This window comes from Alkalihalobacillus sp. BA299 (genome assembly GCF_017745675.1).
In the GTDB taxonomy this organism is placed as follows: Bacteria; Bacillota; Bacilli; order Bacillales; family Bacillaceae_F; genus Alkalihalobacterium.
Genome location: NZ_JAFLJM010000037.1, coordinates 1 through 19,953, shown reverse-complemented (window position 1 = coordinate 19,953; position 19,953 = coordinate 1). Strand labels below are relative to the sequence as shown.

Annotated in this window: 19 protein-coding genes, 1 rRNA gene, 1 other RNA gene and 1 other annotated feature; of the genes, 20 read left to right on the top strand and 1 reads right to left on the bottom strand. The window is 37.6% G+C overall.

Annotated features, from left to right (window positions below; genetic code table 11):
• A 5S ribosomal RNA gene (rrf, locus tag J0N78_RS24950) occupies positions 1-93 on the top strand; the annotation flags it as partial.
• Positions 94-459: 366 nt separating this feature from the next.
• Here rrf and J0N78_RS24945 read toward each other — a convergent pair.
• Entirely contained in the window at positions 460-1,449 is a 990-nt protein-coding gene (locus J0N78_RS24945; RefSeq protein WP_209125786.1) for a YaaC family protein, read from the bottom strand.
• Between the two features lie 162 nt (positions 1,450-1,611).
• Between J0N78_RS24945 and guaB the strand changes: the two genes are divergently transcribed.
• The 19 genes from guaB (at position 1,612) to J0N78_RS24855 (ending at position 19,437) form a co-directional block, all read left to right on the top strand.
• Positions 1,612-3,075 (top strand): IMP dehydrogenase, encoded by a 1,464-nt coding sequence (gene guaB, locus J0N78_RS24940; protein WP_209125785.1) that lies wholly within the window; start codon positions 1,612-1,614, stop codon positions 3,073-3,075.
• 120 nt (positions 3,076-3,195) lie between these two features.
• Positions 3,196-4,563 (top strand): D-alanyl-D-alanine carboxypeptidase family protein, encoded by a 1,368-nt coding sequence (locus J0N78_RS24935; RefSeq protein WP_209125784.1) that lies wholly within the window; start codon positions 3,196-3,198, stop codon positions 4,561-4,563.
• Positions 4,564-4,725: 162 nt separating this feature from the next.
• Entirely contained in the window at positions 4,726-5,610 is an 885-nt protein-coding gene (gene pdxS / locus J0N78_RS24930) for a pyridoxal 5'-phosphate synthase lyase subunit PdxS (protein WP_209125783.1), read from the top strand.
• Between the two features lie 34 nt (positions 5,611-5,644).
• Positions 5,645-6,238, top strand: coding sequence for a pyridoxal 5'-phosphate synthase glutaminase subunit PdxT (pdxT, locus tag J0N78_RS24925; RefSeq protein WP_209125782.1), 594 nt, complete (start codon positions 5,645-5,647; stop codon positions 6,236-6,238).
• An 8-nt stretch (positions 6,239-6,246) separates the two neighbouring features.
• Positions 6,247-6,466 (top strand) — a binding site (T-box leader).
• Between the two features lie 142 nt (positions 6,467-6,608).
• The gene (gene serS, locus J0N78_RS24920; protein WP_209125781.1) at positions 6,609-7,889 is read left to right on the top strand and encodes a serine--tRNA ligase; all 1,281 of its coding nucleotides are present in this window, start codon (positions 6,609-6,611) and stop codon (positions 7,887-7,889) included.
• A 401-nt stretch (positions 7,890-8,290) separates the two neighbouring features.
• Entirely contained in the window at positions 8,291-8,752 is a 462-nt protein-coding gene (locus J0N78_RS24915) for an Lrp/AsnC family transcriptional regulator (protein WP_209125780.1), read from the top strand.
• A 72-nt stretch (positions 8,753-8,824) separates the two neighbouring features.
• Positions 8,825-9,808 carry an ABC transporter ATP-binding protein gene (locus J0N78_RS24910; protein WP_209125779.1) on the top strand — a complete coding sequence of 328 codons (984 nt, stop codon included), beginning with the start codon at positions 8,825-8,827 and terminating at the stop codon, positions 9,806-9,808.
• Positions 9,809-9,811: 3 nt separating this feature from the next.
• Positions 9,812-10,840: an ABC transporter ATP-binding protein gene (locus J0N78_RS24905; protein ID WP_209125778.1), complete on the top strand. Its 1,029-nt coding sequence runs from the start codon at positions 9,812-9,814 to the stop codon at positions 10,838-10,840.
• Between the two features lie 106 nt (positions 10,841-10,946).
• Positions 10,947-12,722: a peptide-binding protein gene (locus tag J0N78_RS24900; RefSeq protein ID WP_209125777.1), complete on the top strand. Its 1,776-nt coding sequence runs from the start codon at positions 10,947-10,949 to the stop codon at positions 12,720-12,722.
• A gap of 79 nt (positions 12,723-12,801) precedes the next feature.
• The gene (locus J0N78_RS24895) at positions 12,802-13,767 is read left to right on the top strand and encodes an ABC transporter permease (RefSeq protein WP_209125776.1); all 966 of its coding nucleotides are present in this window, start codon (positions 12,802-12,804) and stop codon (positions 13,765-13,767) included.
• Positions 13,768-13,777: 10 nt separating this feature from the next.
• On the top strand, positions 13,778-14,674 hold the full coding sequence (gene opp4C, locus J0N78_RS24890; RefSeq protein ID WP_209125775.1) for an oligopeptide ABC transporter permease: 897 nt from the start codon (positions 13,778-13,780) through the stop codon (positions 14,672-14,674).
• Positions 14,675-14,776: 102 nt separating this feature from the next.
• Positions 14,777-14,905: a hypothetical protein gene (locus tag J0N78_RS26290; RefSeq protein WP_280637271.1), complete on the top strand. Its 129-nt coding sequence runs from the start codon at positions 14,777-14,779 to the stop codon at positions 14,903-14,905.
• A gap of 5 nt (positions 14,906-14,910) precedes the next feature.
• A complete protein-coding gene (tadA, locus tag J0N78_RS24885) occupies positions 14,911-15,390 on the top strand; it encodes a tRNA adenosine(34) deaminase TadA (RefSeq protein WP_209125774.1) in 480 nt (159 codons plus the stop codon).
• A gap of 172 nt (positions 15,391-15,562) precedes the next feature.
• Positions 15,563-15,828, top strand: an RNA gene (ffs, locus tag J0N78_RS24880) — signal recognition particle sRNA large type.
• A 114-nt stretch (positions 15,829-15,942) separates the two neighbouring features.
• Positions 15,943-17,640, top strand: a complete 1,698-nt coding sequence (gene dnaX / locus J0N78_RS24875) for a DNA polymerase III subunit gamma/tau (RefSeq protein WP_209125773.1) — start codon at positions 15,943-15,945, stop codon at positions 17,638-17,640.
• A gap of 18 nt (positions 17,641-17,658) precedes the next feature.
• A complete protein-coding gene (locus J0N78_RS24870) occupies positions 17,659-17,970 on the top strand; it encodes a YbaB/EbfC family nucleoid-associated protein (RefSeq protein WP_209125772.1) in 312 nt (103 codons plus the stop codon).
• A gap of 30 nt (positions 17,971-18,000) precedes the next feature.
• Positions 18,001-18,597, top strand: a complete 597-nt coding sequence (gene recR, locus J0N78_RS24865; protein ID WP_209125771.1) for a recombination mediator RecR — start codon at positions 18,001-18,003, stop codon at positions 18,595-18,597.
• Positions 18,598-18,626: 29 nt separating this feature from the next.
• Complete coding sequence (locus J0N78_RS24860) at positions 18,627-18,851, top strand: YaaL family protein (protein ID WP_209125770.1); 225 nt, start codon at positions 18,627-18,629, stop codon at positions 18,849-18,851.
• Positions 18,852-19,170: 319 nt separating this feature from the next.
• Complete coding sequence (locus tag J0N78_RS24855) at positions 19,171-19,437, top strand: pro-sigmaK processing inhibitor BofA family protein (protein ID WP_247747537.1); 267 nt, start codon at positions 19,171-19,173, stop codon at positions 19,435-19,437.
• Positions 19,438-19,953: the final 516 nt, after the last annotated feature.

Sequence of the window (19,953 nt, the reverse complement as noted above, 5' to 3'; positions counted from 1 at the left end):
CACACCCGTTCCCATGCCGAACACGGAAGTTAAGCTCTTCAGCGCCGATGGTAGTTGGGGGCTTCCCCCTGTGAGAGTAGGACGTCGCTAGGCAAAAAGCACAATCCATGAGGGTTGTGCTTTTTTAATGCATAAAAAAGTATAAATTTCGAGGATGTCTAGCTGCAGCGCCCAGCGTCTAGTGGACTTCGCTCCCCCTCCTTACGATAAGTCAACATCGGCTCGATTACTCTCGCCGTGTTTCCTTTATCTCATACGGTGGGGCTTCAGTCCATACGCCGCTAAACGGGCGCTTGCGCTTTTCTTATATGTCTAGCGCAAGCCGCCCACCAACTAGCGAGACTTACAAAGGTTAGGATCATAAAATAGTGGATATAGACCTACAAAACCGAAGCTACAGTAATAGACTACTGTTGAAGTTTCGGTTTGTTTGAGGTGCATCTACACCCAAATACATACTTATTTTGGTGTAGATGCAGTTACTTGTTTCTCCATAATTGAAAAAAGCAATAGAGGTACTTTTTCTGCAGCAACTGAAAGGAAATGATAAATGAATGGATAATCTTTATCAGGGTAGTGATGAAATAATTCTCCCCACCACTCTGTTTCATAACGGCAAATCATGCTTAAATTATAGAGGATTAAATAGTGCACGATAATTTCTGGAATATCTAATAACTCATTTTTATATGGAGATAAATAGTAATTACCAGTTGAAGCAAATAAAAATGGATGACACTGTGTAGAACATATAGGTGCGCTTCCTGTAATGTGCAAATCTTTACTTCTTTGATCTTTATTTACATCTAGATGAGATTGAAATTTCTGTTTAGAGCGCTCTGAAATATAGGAGCAGAAGCTTGAAATACCAAACTGAAACTCATCTAAAAGGGCTGCCGGAATGGTAAGATTGTTTTCGGTAAATTGAATAAAATATGGTCGCTTCATGTTTTCGATTTGAGTAAATAAAGTGTGCATTTCAAATATTTGTCGAAGTAAAAGTCTCATTTTGTATTTTTCACTCGAAAAATGTTTCACATGAAACATTTTTTCAGAAAAGTGTGTTAATAATCCGTTCTTTTGAATTTTTACTTCATCATCTAGAAAGACATACTGACTTTTCTTTCTCTTTCTCGTTGTTACTCCATGTGCTAATACTTGACTCGTTTCTGGATAATGAGGGTCTTTCAACAATAAACATGCTTTCATGAGTTGGACCATACCGTAAAATAGGAGAACTGGACGCAGTTCAATAGGTGCAGTTTGAACTTGAGAAAAATATTTTTCCCCATGTTCAAGATAATAGATAAAAGGGTATGTGTTTTGAAAAGCTAAAGCTTCACTTTCTTTTTCACGATTTATTTCATAACAAGATCTTAAAATTGTTTGTGTATATTTCGTAGAACGAAATGGTAAAACTTTATTCCAAATATTTTGTTGAGTCTTCATAAAATCAGTACCCTTTCTTAATAAAGCTTGTTATGATTATTTACAGAAAAATCGGATTACTTTTGCTTTCTTGACAGTAGTTTAACCAATTGTTAAGCTACAAATAATATTTACTCGTAAAACTTAGATTTTACTTATTTAAAGGAGAGGAAGGGAATTGTTGTGTGGGAAAATAAGTTTGAAAAAGAAGGTTTAACATTTGATGATGTGTTGCTTATTCCACAAAAGTCGGAAATTCTTCCTAAGGATGTTTCAGTTAAAACAGATTTAACAGCAAAGTTGAAGCTTAATATGCCTATTATAAGTGCAGGGATGGACACTGTAACTGAGGCTAGCATGGCTATTGCAATGGCTCGAGAAGGTGGACTTGGTATTATCCATAAAAACATGTCAATCGAAGAGCAAGCTGAGCAGGTTGACCGTGTCAAGCGTTCTGAAAGTGGTGTTATTACTAACCCTTTTTATTTAACACCAGATCGTCAAGTTTTTGATGCAGAACATTTAATGGGTAAATACCGCATTTCTGGTGTACCAATTGTTGATGAAAATCAGAGGTTAGTTGGTATTCTTACCAATCGAGATTTACGCTTTATTGAGGATTACTCTATTAAAATCGACGATGTAATGACAAAAGAAGATCTCGTAACTGCTCCTGTTGGAACTACATTAGATGAAGCTGAAAAAATCTTACAAAAGTACAAAATTGAGAAGCTACCACTTGTAGATGACGAAGGAATTTTAAAAGGATTAATTACAATTAAAGATATAGAAAAAGTAATTGAGTTTCCTAACTCAGCTAAAGATAGTCAAGGACGATTAGTTGTTGGGGCAGCTGTAGGTGTAACTGTAGATACAATGGTTCGTGTAAAAGCGCTTGTTGAAGCTGGGGTAGATGTGATTGTAATTGACACAGCTCACGGTCATTCTCAAGGTGTATTAGAGAAAGTACGTGAAGTTCGAAAAGAATACCCTGATCTTGATATTATTGCAGGGAATGTGGCAACCGCTGCAGCGACAAGAGACTTAATTGAGGCAGGAGCTAATGTTGTAAAAGTAGGTATTGGACCAGGCTCGATTTGTACTACACGTATTATTGCTGGAATTGGAGTACCACAAGTTACCGCAGTTTATGACTGTGCTACAGAGGCTAGGAAGCACGGTGTATCGATTATTGCTGATGGTGGTATTAAATTTTCAGGAGATATTGTAAAAGCTTTAGCAGCAGGTGGCCATGCTGTAATGTTAGGAAGCCTATTAGCTGGTGTTTCTGAAAGTCCAGGTGAACGCGAAATCTACCAAGGACGACAGTTTAAAGTGTATAGAGGTATGGGTTCAATCGGAGCTATGGAAAAGGGAAGTAAGGATCGTTATTTCCAAGAAAATAACCAGAAACTTGTACCAGAAGGAATTGAAGGTCGAATTCCGTACAAAGGTCCACTTTCAGATACTATCCATCAGTTAATTGGTGGTATACGAGCTGGAATGGGGTATTGTGGAACAAAGACGATTACAGAGTTGCGGGAAAATAGTCAGTTTATCCGAATTACAGGTGCAGGATTAAGAGAAAGTCATCCACATGACGTTCAAATTACGAAAGAAGCACCAAACTATTCAATTCAATCTTAATAAAAATAGGTCTAAACCCTTAACATTACTGTAATAGATAGGTACTTTACCTATCTATTTTTTTATGAGTAGATGTGATACAATACCGTTTGTGTAATGAATAAAGAGGAGTGATTGTTAATGATACACAGATATAAAAAAATAGTTGCTTATTCACTACTATGTGCAATTGCTTTTGTAACTTTTTTTGGTTCAATTCAAAAAGTTGAAGCAAGCATAGATCTAGTAGCGGAATCAGCTATTTTAGTAGATGCAAATACGGGGAAAGTATTGTTTGAAAAAAATGCTGATGTGATGTTACCGCCGGCAAGTATGTCGAAAATGATGACAGAGTATCTTGTTTTAGAGGCTATAAATAATGGAACAGTTACTTGGGATCAAACGGTTTCTATTAGTAGCTTTATTAGCAATATGTCGCATCAAGCCGGTTCTTCTAATGTATTTTTAGATCCAGAAGAAACGTATACAATAAAGGATTTATACGAAGCGATGGCAATAGAATCTGGAAATGCTGCAACCATTGCGTTAGCAGAAGCGATCGCTGGCGGTTCATATGCCACATTCGTGGAACGTATGAATGAAAAAGCAGCAGAGTTAGAGCTAGATGATTATAGCTTTGTTAACTCCACAGGGTTGCCGAATCGCTCCTATGGTGGTCAGCATGTAGCTGGAGATGAAAATGATGAAAACCGTTTGTCTGCTCGTGCAACAGCTAAGCTAGCCTATCATTTAATAAATGATTTCCCAGAAATGTTAGATACAGCAAGTGTACCGATGCAAAGATTTCAAGGTGAAGTTTTAACTGGAGTTGATCCCCAAGCTTGCTTGAACGACTGGACATGTATGAAAAACTGGAATGAGATGTTACCAGGGTTAAAGCATGAATATGAGGGAATGCTTGGATTAAAAACAGGTTATACTAACGAAGCAGGTTACTGTTTTACTGGAGTGGCTGAACGTAATGGAGTTACATTAATTTCTGTTGTAATGCGTTTGAAAAATTTAGATGATAGATTTACTGAGACCGAGCGTCTTTTAGACTATGGATTTAATAACTTCGTACAGCATGAAGTTTATCTTGAAGATGCATTTGAAGATGGTATAGCTATATTACCTGTAGTCGATGGGAAAGCTCGTGAAGTGAAAATTAAGGTGAATGAACCCTTGAAGGTATTATTAAAATCAGGTGATGAAGAATTATTTGACCCTCTTTTGGAATTAGATCCTACTGTCATAACAGAAGATGGAGAGCTAAAAGCTCCTATAGAACAAGGTGAGGTTATTGGCACATTGACAGTAGTAAATCAAGGTAAAACGGAATATAGTCACCTTTTTGAAAGCGCAGTGACGCATGAAGTTGTCAATGTTGAGACTGCAGAAGCTGTAGAACGTGCAGGGTTTTTTAGTCGAGGGATGCGTGCAATTGGCGGCTTTTTCTCAAATGTTTGGACAAGTGTTGCTGATGCAGTTAAAGGTTGGTTTAATTAATTCCCGCCTTCTTTATATCAATACATTTGCTTTGCTATAGAAAAGTGGTACAATAATTACTGAAAATTTATTATATTGTCCGTGTTGCTAGGTAGATTTTACATAGCTACGATATAAAAACAACACGAAAAGCTTTAGAGAATTGTATAGGAGGAATTACGAATGGTAGAAACGGGTACAGATCGCGTAAAACGTGGAATGGCAGAAATGCAAAAGGGCGGCGTTATTATGGACGTTGTTAATGCAGAGCAAGCAAAAATCGCTGAAGCAGCAGGTGCAGTTGCTGTTATGGCATTAGAGCGTGTTCCTGCAGATATTCGTGCAGCTGGTGGAGTAGCACGTATGGCAGATCCTACAATTGTAGAAGATGTAATGAATGCAGTATCGATCCCTGTTATGGCTAAATGCCGTATCGGTCATATTGTTGAAGCACGTGTGTTAGAAGCATTAGGTGTGGATTATATTGATGAGAGTGAAGTTTTAACTCCTGCTGATGAAGTGTACCACTTAAACAAAAATGAATACACTGTACCTTTTGTATGTGGGGCTCGTGATATCGGTGAAGCATCTCGTCGTATTGGTGAAGGTGCATCAATGCTTCGTACAAAAGGGGAGCCAGGAACAGGGAATATCGTAGAAGCTGTACGCCATATGCGTATGATGCAGTCACAAATTCGTAAAATTGTTTCAATGTCAACAGATGAATTAATGACAGAAGCAAAAAATACAGGTGCACCGTATGAAATCTTACTTCAAATTCAAAAAGAAGGAAAATTACCTGTAGTTAACTTTGCAGCTGGCGGTGTTGCGACTCCTGCTGATGCTGCATTAATGATGCAGTTAGGTGCTGATGGAGTATTTGTTGGTTCAGGTATCTTTAAATCAGATAACCCAGAAAAATTTGCTCGTTCGATTGTTAGAGCGACTACACACTTTCAAGATTATGCGTTAATCGCTGAACTTTCTAAAGATCTAGGATCAGCTATGAAAGGAATTGAAATTTCTTCATTAAATCCGTCTGAGCGCATGCAGGAGCGTGGCTGGTAATTTCTACAGTTATTTTTAGAAAGGGAGCATTATTATGATAAAAATTGGAGTTCTTGCTCTTCAAGGTGCAGTTCGAGAGCATGTCAAATGTCTTGCTGCTCCTGATGTAGAAACAGTAATTATTAAAAAGGTTGAACAGTTGGAAGAAATCGACGGTCTTGTTTTTCCAGGTGGAGAAAGTACAACGATGCGTCGGCTTATCGATGAGTATGGTTTTTTTGAAGCTTTAAAGGAGTTTGGAGCAAAAGGAAAACCGATCTTTGGTACTTGTGCTGGTCTTATTCTTATGTCTAAACATATTGTTGGACAGCCTGAAGGACATTTAGGGTTTATGGATATGACGGTACAAAGAAATGCTTTTGGCAGACAACGTGAGAGCTTTGAAACGGATTTAATTGTTACTGGAGTCGGTGATGATGTTCGTGCTGTGTTTATTCGCGCTCCACTTATTGTTGATGTAGATGAAAATGTTGAGATTCTATCGAAATTTAATGAGGAAATTGTTGTGGCCAGACAGGGGCATTATCTTGCCTGCTCTTTCCATCCAGAATTAACCGATGATCATCGATTCCATCAGTATTTTGTCGAAATCGTACGACAATCGGTTAATCAAAAAGTAAAAGCATAAACCAAATAACTAAAGCGTTGAAGGGATTTAGTAGCAATCGTATTTTGTATTAGAGAATCGGTGGTTGGTGAAAACCGGTCAAGTACGATTGTGAATTCTGCCCCCTAAGTGAAATGCCAAAGAATTCATTCTGAAGCATTTCCGGTAACAGCCGTTAACTGTTTAAGAGGCAATAGCTCATTTTACTATTGCAAAAAGGGTGGCAACGCGGGTGCTCTCGTCCCTTAGTAGGGATGAGGGCTTTTTGCGTTTTTTTCTATAATCTCTATAGATTGTTGCTATTCCGCTTTTCTTATATGTATATACTTTCAAATGATTAGGAAATAGTGAATAATGGAAAAGGATAGAATATGAATTAGGAGGGTTAATGATGCTAGATATTAAATTATTACGTAAGGACTTTGATGCGATTAAAAAGAAATTAGAAATGCGTGGTGAAGAACTGTCAGGAATTGACCAGTTTCAAGAACTAGATGAAAAGCGTCGGTCGATTATCGTTGCTGTTGAAGAATTGAAAAGCAAACGAAATGCGGTATCTCAAGAAGTCGCTCAGTTAAAGCGTGAGAAAAAAGATGCAGAACACCTTATCCTTGAGATGCGTAATGTTTCAGATAAAGTAAAAGAATTAGACGAAGAGCTACGTATGATTGAAGAACAGTTAGACCACTTACTCCTTACGATTCCAAATATTCCACATGAATCTGTTCCGGTAGGAGAAAGTGAAGACGATAATGTTGAAGTAAGACAATGGGGAGAGCAACCTAATTTTTCTTTTGAACCGAAACCTCATTGGGACCTTGCAACAGAATTAGGGGTATTAGATTTTGAAAGAGCGTCAAAAGTGACAGGAAGCCGTTTTGTTTTTTATAAAGGACTTGGAGCAAGGCTAGAACGTGCGTTACTTAATTTTATGATGGATTTACATGAAGACGAACATGGGTATGAAGAAATTCTCCCTCCTTATATGGTGAATCGTACAAGTATGATTGGAACAGGACAATTACCTAAGTTTGAAGAAGATGCATTTAAAATTCGAGAAGAAGACTATTTCTTGATTCCGACAGCTGAAGTACCCGTTACCAATTTTCATCGTGATGAGATCCTATCAGTAGAACAATTACCAATTGCTTATACGGCCTTTAGTGCGTGTTTCCGTTCAGAGGCAGGGTCTGCAGGAAGAGATACGAGAGGGTTAATTCGACAGCACCAGTTTAACAAAGTTGAGCTTGTACGATTTGTAAAGCCTGAAGACTCTTATGAAGAACTCGAAAAACTTACTGGTCATGCAGAAAAGGTTTTACAACTATTAAAACTCCCTTATCGAGTGATGAGCATGTGTACAGCTGATCTTGGTTTTACAGCTGCAAAGAAATACGATATTGAAGTATGGATTCCTAGTTATGGTACATATCGTGAAATTTCTTCTTGCAGTAACTTTGAAGATTTCCAGGCTAGAAGAGCAAACATCCGTTTCAAAAGGGATGCGAAAGGAAAAACAGAGTTTGTTCATACATTAAACGGGTCTGGATTGGCATTAGGTCGAACCGTTGCCGCCATCCTGGAAAACTATCAGCAAGAAGATGGTAGTGTTATCATACCAGAAGTATTACGTCCGTATATGGGAAATAAAACAATTATAAATACAATTTAATATGAAAAATGGTCAAGCTCATAGAGGCTTGACCATTTTTATTTACATAAAATTCACATAAGTTTTATTAGAAAAGTACTATAAAAAGGGAAGTTAATTACTTGTTTTGCATATTCGTAAAAAAAATCAAATCTTTTTTCTAATTTCGAAATAGAACTTTTTTCAAAAATAAGTTTTTGTAAGGGTTACCAATCCCTTGATATTAGTAGTTTGTTAGATTTTTTCCTATAAAAAATTTTAAAAATAAAAAAACGAATATTGCAATTATGTAGGATATTACTTATAATGACCTTAATTGATTAAAATTTTTACGAAATTTACAGAAATATTAATTTAATACTATGTGTTTTCGTAAAAATTAATTGGTGAAATTATCTGAAAACGTAAAGTGATGTGGTAAAATGAGCAAATTAGATCAAATGGACTTTGCTATATTAGGATATTTACAAGAAAACGGCAAAAGATCCTATACTGAAATTGCTAAGTTATTGGATGTGAGTGAAGGAACAATTCGAACAAGAATTAACCGTATGCTTAAGGAAAATGTGTTTGAATTTGTTATTCATACTAACCCAAATAAAGTTGGTTTAAACGTTCAAGCGATTATTGGGATTTCAACGAAATTAGGAAGTCAGGAAGAAATTGCAGATCAACTAAATCGTTATGCAGAAGTACGCTTTGTCGGTGCATTTTCAGGAAGACATGATTTAATCATTCAAGCCTACTTTAAAAGTAATGAAGATTTAGTTCATTTTGTGAATAAAGAGTTAGCTAAAATGGACGGAATAATTAGTGCGGACGTTAATATAGAGTTGAAACAATATAAAGACTCATTTTCTTATGTGCAAGAAAAGAATTTATAACTGGGTTTATTTGTCGAAAAATTCGAAAATATGATGCAGCAAGAAAATATGCAAAGTAGTTGAGGTGCAGGAATGGATAAAAACGTTCTCTTAGAAGTAAAAGGATTAAAAACGCATTTCTTTATCGACGATGGTAAAGTAGCAAAAGCGGTTGATGGAGTCGATTTTGAAATTCAAAAGGGTGAAACGCTTGCTCTTGTAGGAGAGTCAGGTAGTGGGAAGAGTATTACATCTTTATCGATTATGCAATTAATTCAATCACCTCCAGGTAAAATTGTTGCAGGCTCTATTAAGCTAGATGGAAAGGATCTTCTGAAACTGTCGGAAAAAGAAATGACGAGTGTGCGCGGAAATGAAATTGGTATGATTTTCCAAGAGCCGATGACTTCATTGAACCCGGTGTTTACTATCGGTAATCAAATTGCCGAACCGTTAATGAAACATAAAAAAATGAAGAAAAAAGAAGCGTATGCTAAAGCGGTGGAACTCTTGAAATTAGTCGGTTTTCCACGTGCTGAAGCAATCGTCAATGAATATCCGCACCAACTATCCGGGGGGATGAGACAGCGTGCAATGATTGCAATAGCCCTTTCCTGTAAACCGAAGTTATTAATTGCGGACGAGCCTACTACAGCATTAGATGTAACGATTCAAGCGCAAATCTTAGATTTAATGATTGATATGAAAGAAGAGTTTGGTTCATCTATTTTAATGATCACCCATGACTTAGGTGTTGTTGCTGAAACAGCTGACCGTGTCATTGTGATGTATGGTGGGCAAATAGTAGAAGAGGCTGATGTTAAAGAGTTGTTCACAAATCCTAAGCATCCATATACGGTTGGATTACTAAATAGTATGCCGCAAATTGACGATGATAAAGAGCGTTTAGAAGCTATCCCTGGGATGGTTCCACCTGCTCATAACTTCCCAATCGGCTGTCGATTTGCACCACGCTGTAAACATGCGATGGATAAATGTACAAATGATGTACCAGAGCTATATGAAGCAGGACCAGGACATAAAGTACGTTGTGTTCTTTTTGACGGAAAGGAGTAAATGATGTCTAACAAAGAAAATGTACAACAAGACCGAGAGAAAATTGTAGAGGTTAAAAATTTAAAAAAATACTTTCCTGTAAAAGGTGGCATCCTTCAACGTACAGTAGGTCATGTGAAAGCTGTAGATGATATTAGTTTTGACATTTTCAAAGGCGAAACATTAGGTATTGTTGGGGAGTCTGGGTCTGGTAAGTCTACGATGGGACGAGTTTTACTACGTTTATTAGATCCGACATCTGGAACGATTAAATTTGAAGGACAAGATATTTCGACAATTAGTCAAAGTAAGCTAAGGCCGCTTCGTAAAGATATGCAAATGGTCTTTCAGGATCCATATGCATCACTTAATCCACGAATGAGTGTTGGAGAGTTAATTGAAGAACCGATGCTCGTACAAAACACGATGTCTTCAAAAGAACGTAAAGAGATGGTCGTAGAATTGTTGGGGAAAGTAGGGTTAGGTTCAGAGGCTCGTATGAAGTATCCACATGAGTTTTCTGGTGGTCAACGTCAACGGATTGGAATAGCAAGATCATTATCAACAAAACCTAAGTTTATTATCGGTGATGAACCTGTATCAGCTCTAGATGTTTCAGTTCAATCACAGGTCTTAAATATTATGGCGGATTTACAAGATGAATTTGACTTAACCTATCTATTTATTGCGCATGACTTAAGTGTTGTTAAGCATATTAGTGATCGTGTTGCTGTTATGTATTTAGGTAGAATCGCGGAAATTGCACCAAAGCACTCATTATATGACAAACCTCTTCATCCGTATACTCAAGCATTACTTTCAGCGGTACCATCAACGAATGTACATGCTAAAAAAGAAAAGATTAAACTGTCTGGGGATTTACCTAGTCCTTCAAATCCACCGACTGGCTGTTCATTCCATACAAGATGTCCAAAAGCGCATGATCGTTGTAAAGTAGAGCGACCTGATTTAACGCATATGGGAGACGGTCATTACGTTGCTTGTCATCTCTATACAGAACCTGAGCCAAAAATTGAACCAAAAGAAGTTTAAATTGTGCTTTTACCTTATTGAGGAGGTGATTGTTCAAAGCGACATAGTTTCTAAAGGCGTTTTGTAGTTATTTAACGAATTAAAGACATTTTCAGGGGGGAAAACAATGAAAAAAAGTTTAGCATTAATGTTAGCAGGTGCTCTATCACTTAGTACAATCCTTGCTGCTTGTGGCGGAGGCGGTACTGAAGAAGAAGCTCCAACAACAGATCAAAATGGAGAACAAGGAGAAGAGCAAGCTGCAGGTGAACCACAACAAGGTGGAACACTTAATGCAGCAATGTTTTCAGCGCCAGCTGGTCAGTTTAACCCAATTTTCTATGCAGATTCTTATGAAGCAAACATTCTAGATTTTACACATGAAGCATTAGTAGCATTAGATGAAGAATTACAGTGGATCCCTTCGTTAGCTAAAGAATGGGAATTCAATGATGAGTATACGGAATTAACATACACCTTAAATGAAGGGGTAAAATGGCATGATGGTGAAGAGTTTACTGCGGATGACGTAGTATTCACTTACACTTCTATTGCTGACCCTGATTACACTGCTGCTGGTGGAGTACGTGTTGACTACGTAAACCAATTAGTAGGTTATGAAGAGTATGTTGCTGGTGAAGCAGATACGTTAGCTGGTGTTGAAGCAGTGGATGAGTACACAGTTAAATTCACGTTTAAAGAGCCTAGTATTACAGCGTTACAATATACAAGCTTTGCTATTATTCCTGAACACATTTTTGGTGATGTTCCTGTAAAAGAAATGCCAGAGCATACAGCTTCCCGTGAAGCTGGAGAAGTCATTGGTACTGGTCCGTTCAAATTAACGGATATTTTAGAAGGACAACAATACGTTTTAGAGCGTAATGAAGATTACTGGCAAGGTGCGCCTTACCTTGACCGTGTCGTTTGGAAAGTAGTAAACCAAGACGTTATGCTTGGACAACTTCAAAATGAAGAGCTACATATGATAGGTCTCCCTGGTGGTGTTCCTGCAGCTGATGTAGCTGACATAGAAGCATTGCCAAACGTTACTTTAGTTCAAGATCAAGACTTTGGTTACCAATACTTAGGATTTAAGTTGCATCATTCAGAAGGTGAACAAGACGACTGGACAGATAAGTCTGGATGGATTCCAAATGAAAAAGTACAAGAAGTGAAAGTTCGCCAAGCAATCGCACATGCGATTAATCGTCAAGGTTTCGTAGAAGGATTACTTCATGGCTCTGGTACGGTATTAAATGCTCCATTACCAGAAGCTTCTTGGGCATTTGATCCAGATGCTGTAAACGACTATGAGTATAGTGAAGAAAAAGCAAATGCGCTTTTAGATGAAGCTGGTTATGTTGATACAAATGGTGATGGTTTACGTGAAGATCCAAACGGTAACGAATGGACATTAAACCTTGATTATCCAACAGGTAACCAAGTACGTGAACGTACAGCGCCAATCATTGTTGAAAACTTAAAAGCTGTAGGTATTAACGTTAATATGCGTAGCCCTCGTGAAGCTTCTGCTCACTTTGAGTTAGTGGAGAAAAACAACACAGGTTGGGATATGTATTTAGCTGGATGGGGATTAGATACTGGAGATCCAGATCCATCTGGAATTCACAGATCTACAGCAGGATACAACTATTTACGTTGGAACGATGCTCACAGTGATGAGTTGTTAGATAAAGCGTTAAAGACACCAGAAGCGTTTGACCTTGAGTATCGTAAGCAAGTATATGGTGAATGGGCAAACTACTTTTCTGAGCAACTTCCAGAAATTCCTTTATACACTGCAAATGTAAATGTCGTATTTAACAAAAAATTCCATGGTTGGACAGTTAAACCACGTATGGTAAATGACGACTCTCACTTATGGTGGTTAGAACAATAATTTTTAAAGGTAGAAGTGTAAGGGTGCATGGTCTAGACCTGCTATGCACCCCCCTTTTATGAGTAGGAGGAGGACAATCATGTATAAATACATCACACGAAGGGTCTTGCAATTTATACCTATGCTTTTTATCGTGACAGTTGTTATTTTCGCATTAGCCTATATGGCACCTGGAGATCCACTATCTGGTGAAATCTTAGATCCGAATATTCCAGCTGAAGTGTTGGAAGAGCGAAGAGAAGCATTAGGGTTAAATGACCCATTACCAGTTCAATATTGGAATTGGCTATCATCTGTAGCAGTAGGTGATTTTGGACAATCTATGCACTATACAGGACGTTCAGTTAGTGAGTTGATTGGCTCACGTATTATGAACACGTTATATTTATCTTTATTTTCTCTTTTTATAACGATCGTAGTGGCGCTTCCGATAGGAATTTATTCTGCGAAAAAACCATATTCTTTGCTTGACTATAGTGCAACAACATTTGCTTTTCTCGGTCTTGCAACTCCAAACTTCTTTGCAGCGCTAATTGGAATTTATGTTTTCTCATTCCAGTTAGGTTGGTTCCCATCACAAGGGACAGTTTCAACAATTGGTTTAACAGGGTTTGAGTTATTCATTGATAAATTAAGACATTTAGTGTTACCAGGGTTTACACTTGGTTTAGCGAGTACAGCTATTTATATGCGTTATATGAGAACAGAAATGATGGAAGTAATGGGTAGTGACTTTATTCGTACAGCAAAGGCAAAAGGTTTAGGGCCAAGACCTGTATTATATAAGCATACCCTTCGAAATGCATTAATTCCAATTATTACCCTACTCGGTTTTGAATTTGGAACGTTGTTAAGTGGAGCTGTAATTACTGAGGCTGTATTTAACTACCCAGGTTTAGGAACATTGTTTTTAAATTCGATTATGAATCGAGATTATCCAGTCATCATGGCGATTAACTTATTGTTAGCTGTAACGATCCTTATTGGGAACTTACTGGCTGATATTTTCTATGCTGTAGTAGATCCAAGAATACGTTACGATTGAGGTGAGCGCAATGAATAATACAGCGAATGTTGAACAAACACAAAAACCTGCAAAAAGTGCGAGCCCTTTTCAGCTTGCAATGCGTCGCTTCCTTCGTAATAAACTTGCAGTTGCTGGAATTTTTATATTAGTATTCTTTATTTTAGTAGCACTTTTTGCACCTTTATTAACTGAACATGACCCAACAAAATCGGATCTTTTAAATGTAATGGCCAAACCAAGTGCGGAACACTGGCTAGGAACAGACAGTTCTGGGCGTGATAATTTTGCACGTATGGTGTATGGTTCACGTATTTCATTAACGGTTGGTGTGTCAGCGATGGCCTTTACGTTACTAATCGGTGTCGTACTAGGTTCTATCGCAGGGTTTTATGGTGGTAAAGTGGACAGCTTGATCATGAGAGCAGCTGACCTTATGCTTATATTCCCATTCTTATTACTAGTTCTTACCGTTATGGCTATTTTAGAAAAAATAAATGTGGCTATATTTGTTAGTATCATTGCTTTAACGACGTGGCCGAATATAACGAGGATTTTACGTGGTACGTTTTTAGCGTTACGTGAAAAAGAGTTTATTTTAGGGGCACGTTCTATCGGGTGTTCGGATCTTCGAATTATCGTGAAGCATTTCTTACCAAATGCAGTTGGCCCGATTATTGTAAATGCGACATTAATGATGGCGACGATGATTATTATCGAATCCGCTTTAAGTTTTATCGGTTTTGGTATCCCTCAACCAACTCCAACTTGGGGGAATATGGTTACGGAAGCTCGTAGTTTAAGAGTATTAACACAGCATCCAGAAGCATGGATACCACCAGGTTTAGCTATTTTATTAACTGTCCTGGCAATTAACTTTATTGGTGATGGTCTTCGTGACGCATTTGATCCGAAGACGAAGCGGTAGAAAAAATCCCTGCACTTTGCAGGGTTTTTTTAAATTTGGTGAATAAGAAAAAGTTACTGAATAATACTTCTTAATAGATTAAAGCAAGAGAGGAATGTGCAGATGAAGGAAAAGAAATTGATTCAGTTCAATAAGAGTGAACTTCACTCGATGGAAAAAACATTTCTTCGTTGGGTGAGTGTGAAACGACTTGAAGAGGATTTACAACAACGTGGAAAAGAAAGGCATTAATTGGTATGAATTGTGTTTATACAGATGAGTACTTTATGCAGTTAGCGATTGAAGAAGCAAAAAAAGCTAAACAAATCCATGAAGTTCCCATTGGTGCGGTGATTGTAAAGGATAATAAAGTTATTGCCTCTGCTTATAATTTACGAGAGACGACACAACAAGCGCATGCACATGCTGAAATGCTTGCTATTGAAAGAGCATGCAGTGTACTAGGAAGCTGGAGACTAATGGACTGTACATTATATGTCACGTTAGAGCCTTGTCCAATGTGTGCTGGAGCAATTGTGCAGTCACGTGTAAAGCGAGTTGTCTACGGTGCCGCTGACCCTAAGGCAGGCTGTGCAGGAACTTTTTACAATTTAGTCAACGACGAGCGTTTCAATCATCAAGCAGAGGTGACCAAAGAAATACTTGCTTTTCAATGCGCTCAATTATTAAAAGACTTTTTTAAAAGTTTAAGGGAAAGAGCAAAATTAAATAAATAATCTGAAAGTTGTTATGTTATAATCATGATATAAGGATAATATAGAGTTAGTCTCTCGATTCAGAAATAATAACCACTAGACGTAAGTATTACTATTGCATTTTATTTAGAAAACCTCTATACTAGGTTATGCGTCACATGAGAGGCGCACTTTAAAATTGTTATTAACTTTGCCGTGCTAGGTGGGGAGGTAGCGGTGCCCTGTACTCGCAATCCGCTGTAGCGAGGCTGAATCCCTTCTCGAGGTCTTGTTGTCGTGAGGTCTGACCTAAGTAAGTGGTGTTGACGCTTGGGTTCTGCGCAACGGAAACCCACGAACCCTGTCAGGTCCGGAAGGAAGCAGCAGTAAGTGGCCACTTCCGTGTGCCGCAGAGTCGCCTGGGCTGAGCTAACTGCTTAGGTAACGCTTGGGGCAACTTGATCGAAGGAAGGTGCACGGCTTTATATATTAAATGTGAAACAGCTTTTTATAAGCTGTTTTTTTATTTGTTTTTGAAAATATAAGGGTAGTTAAGGTATAATGTAAGCAATAGTGGCCAAGGAGGAGAATTCGTTGGGATATCAAGCACTATATCGTGTGTGGAGACCTCAGCAATTAAAAGATATTGCTGGACAAGAACATATCACGAAAACGTTACAAAATGCATTGGTACATAATAAGTTTTCCCATGCTTATCTCTTCACAGGACCTAGAGGAACAGGTAAAACAAGTGCCGCCAAGATTGTTGCAAAAGCAATTAATTGTGAACAGGCGCCTGTATCTGAACCATGTAATGAATGTAAGTCATGTAAAGGGATTACGGATGGTTCCATTGTCGATGTAATTGAAATTGACGCTGCTTCAAACAATGGTGTTGATGAAATTCGCGATATCCGTGACAAAGTCAAGTTCGCTCCAAATGAAGTTCGTTATAAAGTGTATATTATTGATGAAGTTCATATGCTTTCAACAGGTGCGTTTAATGCTTTATTAAAAACACTAGAAGAACCACCGAAGCATGTCATTTTTATACTCGCAACGACAGAGCCCCATAAAATTCCTTTGACGATTATTTCGCGTTGTCAGCGATTTGATTTTAAGAGAATTTCGAATGAAGCATTAGTTGATCGGATGAAATTTATCGTAAGTCATTACGAAACCGCAGTAAATGAGGATGCACTACAAATGGTTGCTCGTGCTGCAGACGGTGGAATGCGTGATGCTCTCAGCCTGTTAGATCAAGCGATGTCTTATTCAGAAGGAACAGTCACCCTCGAAGATGTTCTTTCAATAACGGGAGCGGTATCGCAAAGTTTTTTAACTGATATCGTGAGTGCTATTCAAGCCCAAGATTCAGTGCAGGCCTTAAAGTCAGTGAATGGTCTCCTTGCAGAAGGAAAAGATCCGCAACGTTTCATTGAAGATTTAATATATTATTATCGAGACATTCTGTTATACCAAACCGCTCCTGCACTTGAAGGAATGTTAGAAAGAGCTAAAGTTGATGAACAATTTAAAAAGCTAACTACGGAAATTTCACCTTCTTCGATATATGAATGGCTTCAACTATTAAGTGAAAGTCAGCAAGCGATGAAGTGGGCGACGCAAGGGAAAATCTTTTTAGAGCTAGCCATCGTAAAACTGTGTCAATCAACATCATCAGTAGCAGCAATTAGCTCAGCAGTTGACCAAGATAAGGTAGTGTTTCTTGAGAAGAAGTTGGAAAGTCTTGAAAAAGAATTGAAAAGTTTAAAATCTGGACAATTTATTCCTGCTCCTAGTGAAAAGCGGAAAGAACCATCTAAACCTTTACAAAGGAAAGGTTCAACTTCAATAGGAAGTAAAGGTGCACCCACTCAAGTAAAAGAAATGCTAAAAAAAGCGACGAAACAAGATTTACAATTGGTAAATAGTCAGTGGGGGCAAGTGATGGAGCGTGTAAAGCAGCATAGTATTCCTGCTCAGGCTTGGCTCAGTGATTGTAAGCCTGTCGCCGCTTCGAATGACAATATCCTACTTGCATTTCAAAATGAAATGCATAGAGATATGATTGAAACAAAATTTAGATCCGACGTAGAAAATATCATTCAACAAGTTTATCAAAAACAGATCAATTTCTATTCGATTTTATTGATTCAATGGGATAAAATAAAAGAAGATTTCTTAAAGGAACAACGTGGTGATACTTCTCAGCCAGAAGAAGATCCGATTGTTGATGAGGCAATTAAATTAGTAGGTTCGGATTTAATTGAAATTGTTGAAAGTAAATAATATGTGGAGGTATTTTATATGAAAAACATGGGACAAATGATGAAGCAAGTACAAAAGATGCAAAAGCAAATGATGCAAGCGCAAGAAGAACTTAAAGAAAAAACAGTAGAAGCGACAGCAGGAGGCGGAATGGTTACCGTTGTTGCTAGTGGTGATAAACGAATTTTAGATATTAAAATTTCTGAAGAAGTTGTAGACCCAGACGATGTGGATATGTTACAAGACTTAATTTTAGCAGCGATGAATGAAGCGTTGAAAAAAGTCGATGAATTAATCGAACAGGATATGGGTAAATATACAAAAGGTATGAATATGCCAGGGTTATTTTAAGGCAATGTAATACCTAAGGAGGTTAACTGTTTGCAATATCCTGAACCAATAGCTAAATTAATGGAAGGCTTTATGAGATTGCCAGGCATCGGCCCCAAAACAGCCAGTCGTCTGGCCTTTTTTGTTCTAGATATGAAAGAGGATGACGTGTTAGACTTTGCAAAAGCACTAGTTAATGCCAAACGTAATCTATCATATTGTTCCATTTGTCATAATATTACCGATACAGATCCGTGTCGAATTTGTGAAGATACCAAAAGAGATCGTTCGATCATTTGTGTGGTTCAAGATGCAAAAGATGTAATTGCGATGGAAAAAATGAAAGAATATTACGGTCTCTATCATGTCTTACATGGAGCGATTTCCCCGATGGATGGGATTGGCCCGGAGGATATTAAAATTCCAGAATTATTGAAACGCCTTCAAGATGAAACGGTACAAGAACTTATCATTGCTACTAATCCGAATATTGAAGGAGAAGCAACAGCAATGTATATTTCACGTTTAGTGAAACCTACAGGAATCAGAGTGACACGTATTGCTCATGGACTACCTGTAGGAGGAGATTTAGAGTATGCGGATGAAGTAACCTTATCTAAGGCAATTGAAGGAAGACGTGAACTATAAAATTTTTTCTGTTGATTGGGGCGGTGAAAATGTTTTTTAAGAAGAAGTACCGTATACGTAAAGACGAAAATGAAAAATTATTTTTACTGATTGATGAAATGAAACAGAAGTTAACGAATCAACAATTATTAGTGAAAAAAAGCGTAGACCCTTCTCCGATGGTTTTAAATGACTTAAAAATTACCGAAGCAAAGTACATGTTTTTATTGCGAGAAGCAAGACTGAGACAAACACAAAAGAACGATAAGGATTAAATCCTGTCGTTCTTTTTTTATTTATCGCTTCATATATGTAGAAGTAGGAGCTTGGCCTAATTTATTTCTTTTTGTTAAGCAGATTGATTTTACTTATTGAATGAAGAGGTAAGGAGATTTCAATGTTTTCGATTATTGAGTGTAGTAAATAGTAGAAGGTTTTACTTTTTTGTATAAGAATAAGAAAGTTTAAATTTCGAGGATGTCTAGCTGTAGCGCCCAGCGTCTAGTGGACTTCGCTCTCCTCCTTACGATAAGTCAACATCGGATCGCTAGCGCTTTTCTTGTTTTATGATTATGTTATATGAAAGGAGAGAGAATGGTGGATCCTATATTAATCGTTGCTTTAATTGGTGGCCTTATTTTTTTCCTGCTTATTGTTGGAGCCCCTATTAAGCCTCTACGTTTTGTAGGCCAGGCAGCAGTTAAGTTAATGATCGGAGCTTTGTTTTTATTCTTTTTAAATGCTTTTGGTTCTCTCATTGGTTACCATATTCCAATAAACATGGTAACTGCATCAGTTTCAGGGTTTTTAGGTATTCCAGGTGTCGTATTGTTAATTGCTATTGAACAATTTATTTTATAATAAGGGAGTTATCTTTTATCGGGTTTTAAGTTTACAATAGAAATAACCGTACACTTTAGGGTATAATCGCAAAGGTTTTACCCTTTTTAAATTTGGATAAAATCTCAGCAAGAGGATCTATTTTGTAGTTCTTTATTCTAAGGTAGTATTTTTTAAAAAAAGTATTGCATTATGATTTTAATCATGGTATATTATTATTTGTCGCTAACGAGAAAGTGACTGACACAAAAAAATAAGTTGACATCAATTAAGTTGATTTGTTATACTAATAAAGTCGCTGTCACAACAGCACACAAAAAAGTTCTTTGAAAACTGAACAAAAAGCCAAGCGAAATAAAGAGATACATGATATCTCGTCAATGTTTTAAAATGTCACAGTGATGAATGAACTTCGATTAAGAACGCGAACGTCCTGTTCGCAACATCGAAGCCACCACATCCTGTGGAAGTGAGCTTAATCAAACACTTTTATGGAGAGTTTGATCCTGGCTCAGGACGAACGCTGGCGGCGTGCCT

What these genes read in the sequence shown, in the direction of transcription:
- J0N78_RS24945 (WP_209125786.1), bottom strand. Translation starts at nt 1,449, where the DNA reads ATGAAGACTCAACAAAATATTTGGAATAAAGTTTTACCATTTCGTTCT.
- J0N78_RS24935 (WP_209125784.1), top strand. Translation starts at nt 3,196, where the DNA reads ATGATACACAGATATAAAAAAATAGTTGCTTATTCACTACTATGTGCA.
- pdxS (WP_209125783.1), top strand. Translation starts at nt 4,726, where the DNA reads ATGGTAGAAACGGGTACAGATCGCGTAAAACGTGGAATGGCAGAAATG.
- pdxT (WP_209125782.1), top strand. Translation starts at nt 5,645, where the DNA reads ATGATAAAAATTGGAGTTCTTGCTCTTCAAGGTGCAGTTCGAGAGCAT.
- serS (WP_209125781.1), top strand. Translation starts at nt 6,609, where the DNA reads ATGCTAGATATTAAATTATTACGTAAGGACTTTGATGCGATTAAAAAG.
- J0N78_RS24915 (WP_209125780.1), top strand. Translation starts at nt 8,291, where the DNA reads ATGAGCAAATTAGATCAAATGGACTTTGCTATATTAGGATATTTACAA.
- J0N78_RS24910 (WP_209125779.1), top strand. Translation starts at nt 8,825, where the DNA reads ATGGATAAAAACGTTCTCTTAGAAGTAAAAGGATTAAAAACGCATTTC.
- J0N78_RS24905 (WP_209125778.1), top strand. Translation starts at nt 9,812, where the DNA reads ATGTCTAACAAAGAAAATGTACAACAAGACCGAGAGAAAATTGTAGAG.
- J0N78_RS24900 (WP_209125777.1), top strand. Translation starts at nt 10,947, where the DNA reads ATGAAAAAAAGTTTAGCATTAATGTTAGCAGGTGCTCTATCACTTAGT.
- J0N78_RS24895 (WP_209125776.1), top strand. Translation starts at nt 12,802, where the DNA reads ATGTATAAATACATCACACGAAGGGTCTTGCAATTTATACCTATGCTT.
- opp4C (WP_209125775.1), top strand. Translation starts at nt 13,778, where the DNA reads ATGAATAATACAGCGAATGTTGAACAAACACAAAAACCTGCAAAAAGT.
- J0N78_RS26290 (WP_280637271.1), top strand. Translation starts at nt 14,777, where the DNA reads ATGAAGGAAAAGAAATTGATTCAGTTCAATAAGAGTGAACTTCACTCG.
- tadA (WP_209125774.1), top strand. Translation starts at nt 14,911, where the DNA reads ATGAATTGTGTTTATACAGATGAGTACTTTATGCAGTTAGCGATTGAA.
- J0N78_RS24870 (WP_209125772.1), top strand. Translation starts at nt 17,659, where the DNA reads ATGAAAAACATGGGACAAATGATGAAGCAAGTACAAAAGATGCAAAAG.
- J0N78_RS24860 (WP_209125770.1), top strand. Translation starts at nt 18,627, where the DNA reads ATGTTTTTTAAGAAGAAGTACCGTATACGTAAAGACGAAAATGAAAAA.
- J0N78_RS24855 (WP_247747537.1), top strand. Translation starts at nt 19,171, where the DNA reads ATGGTGGATCCTATATTAATCGTTGCTTTAATTGGTGGCCTTATTTTT.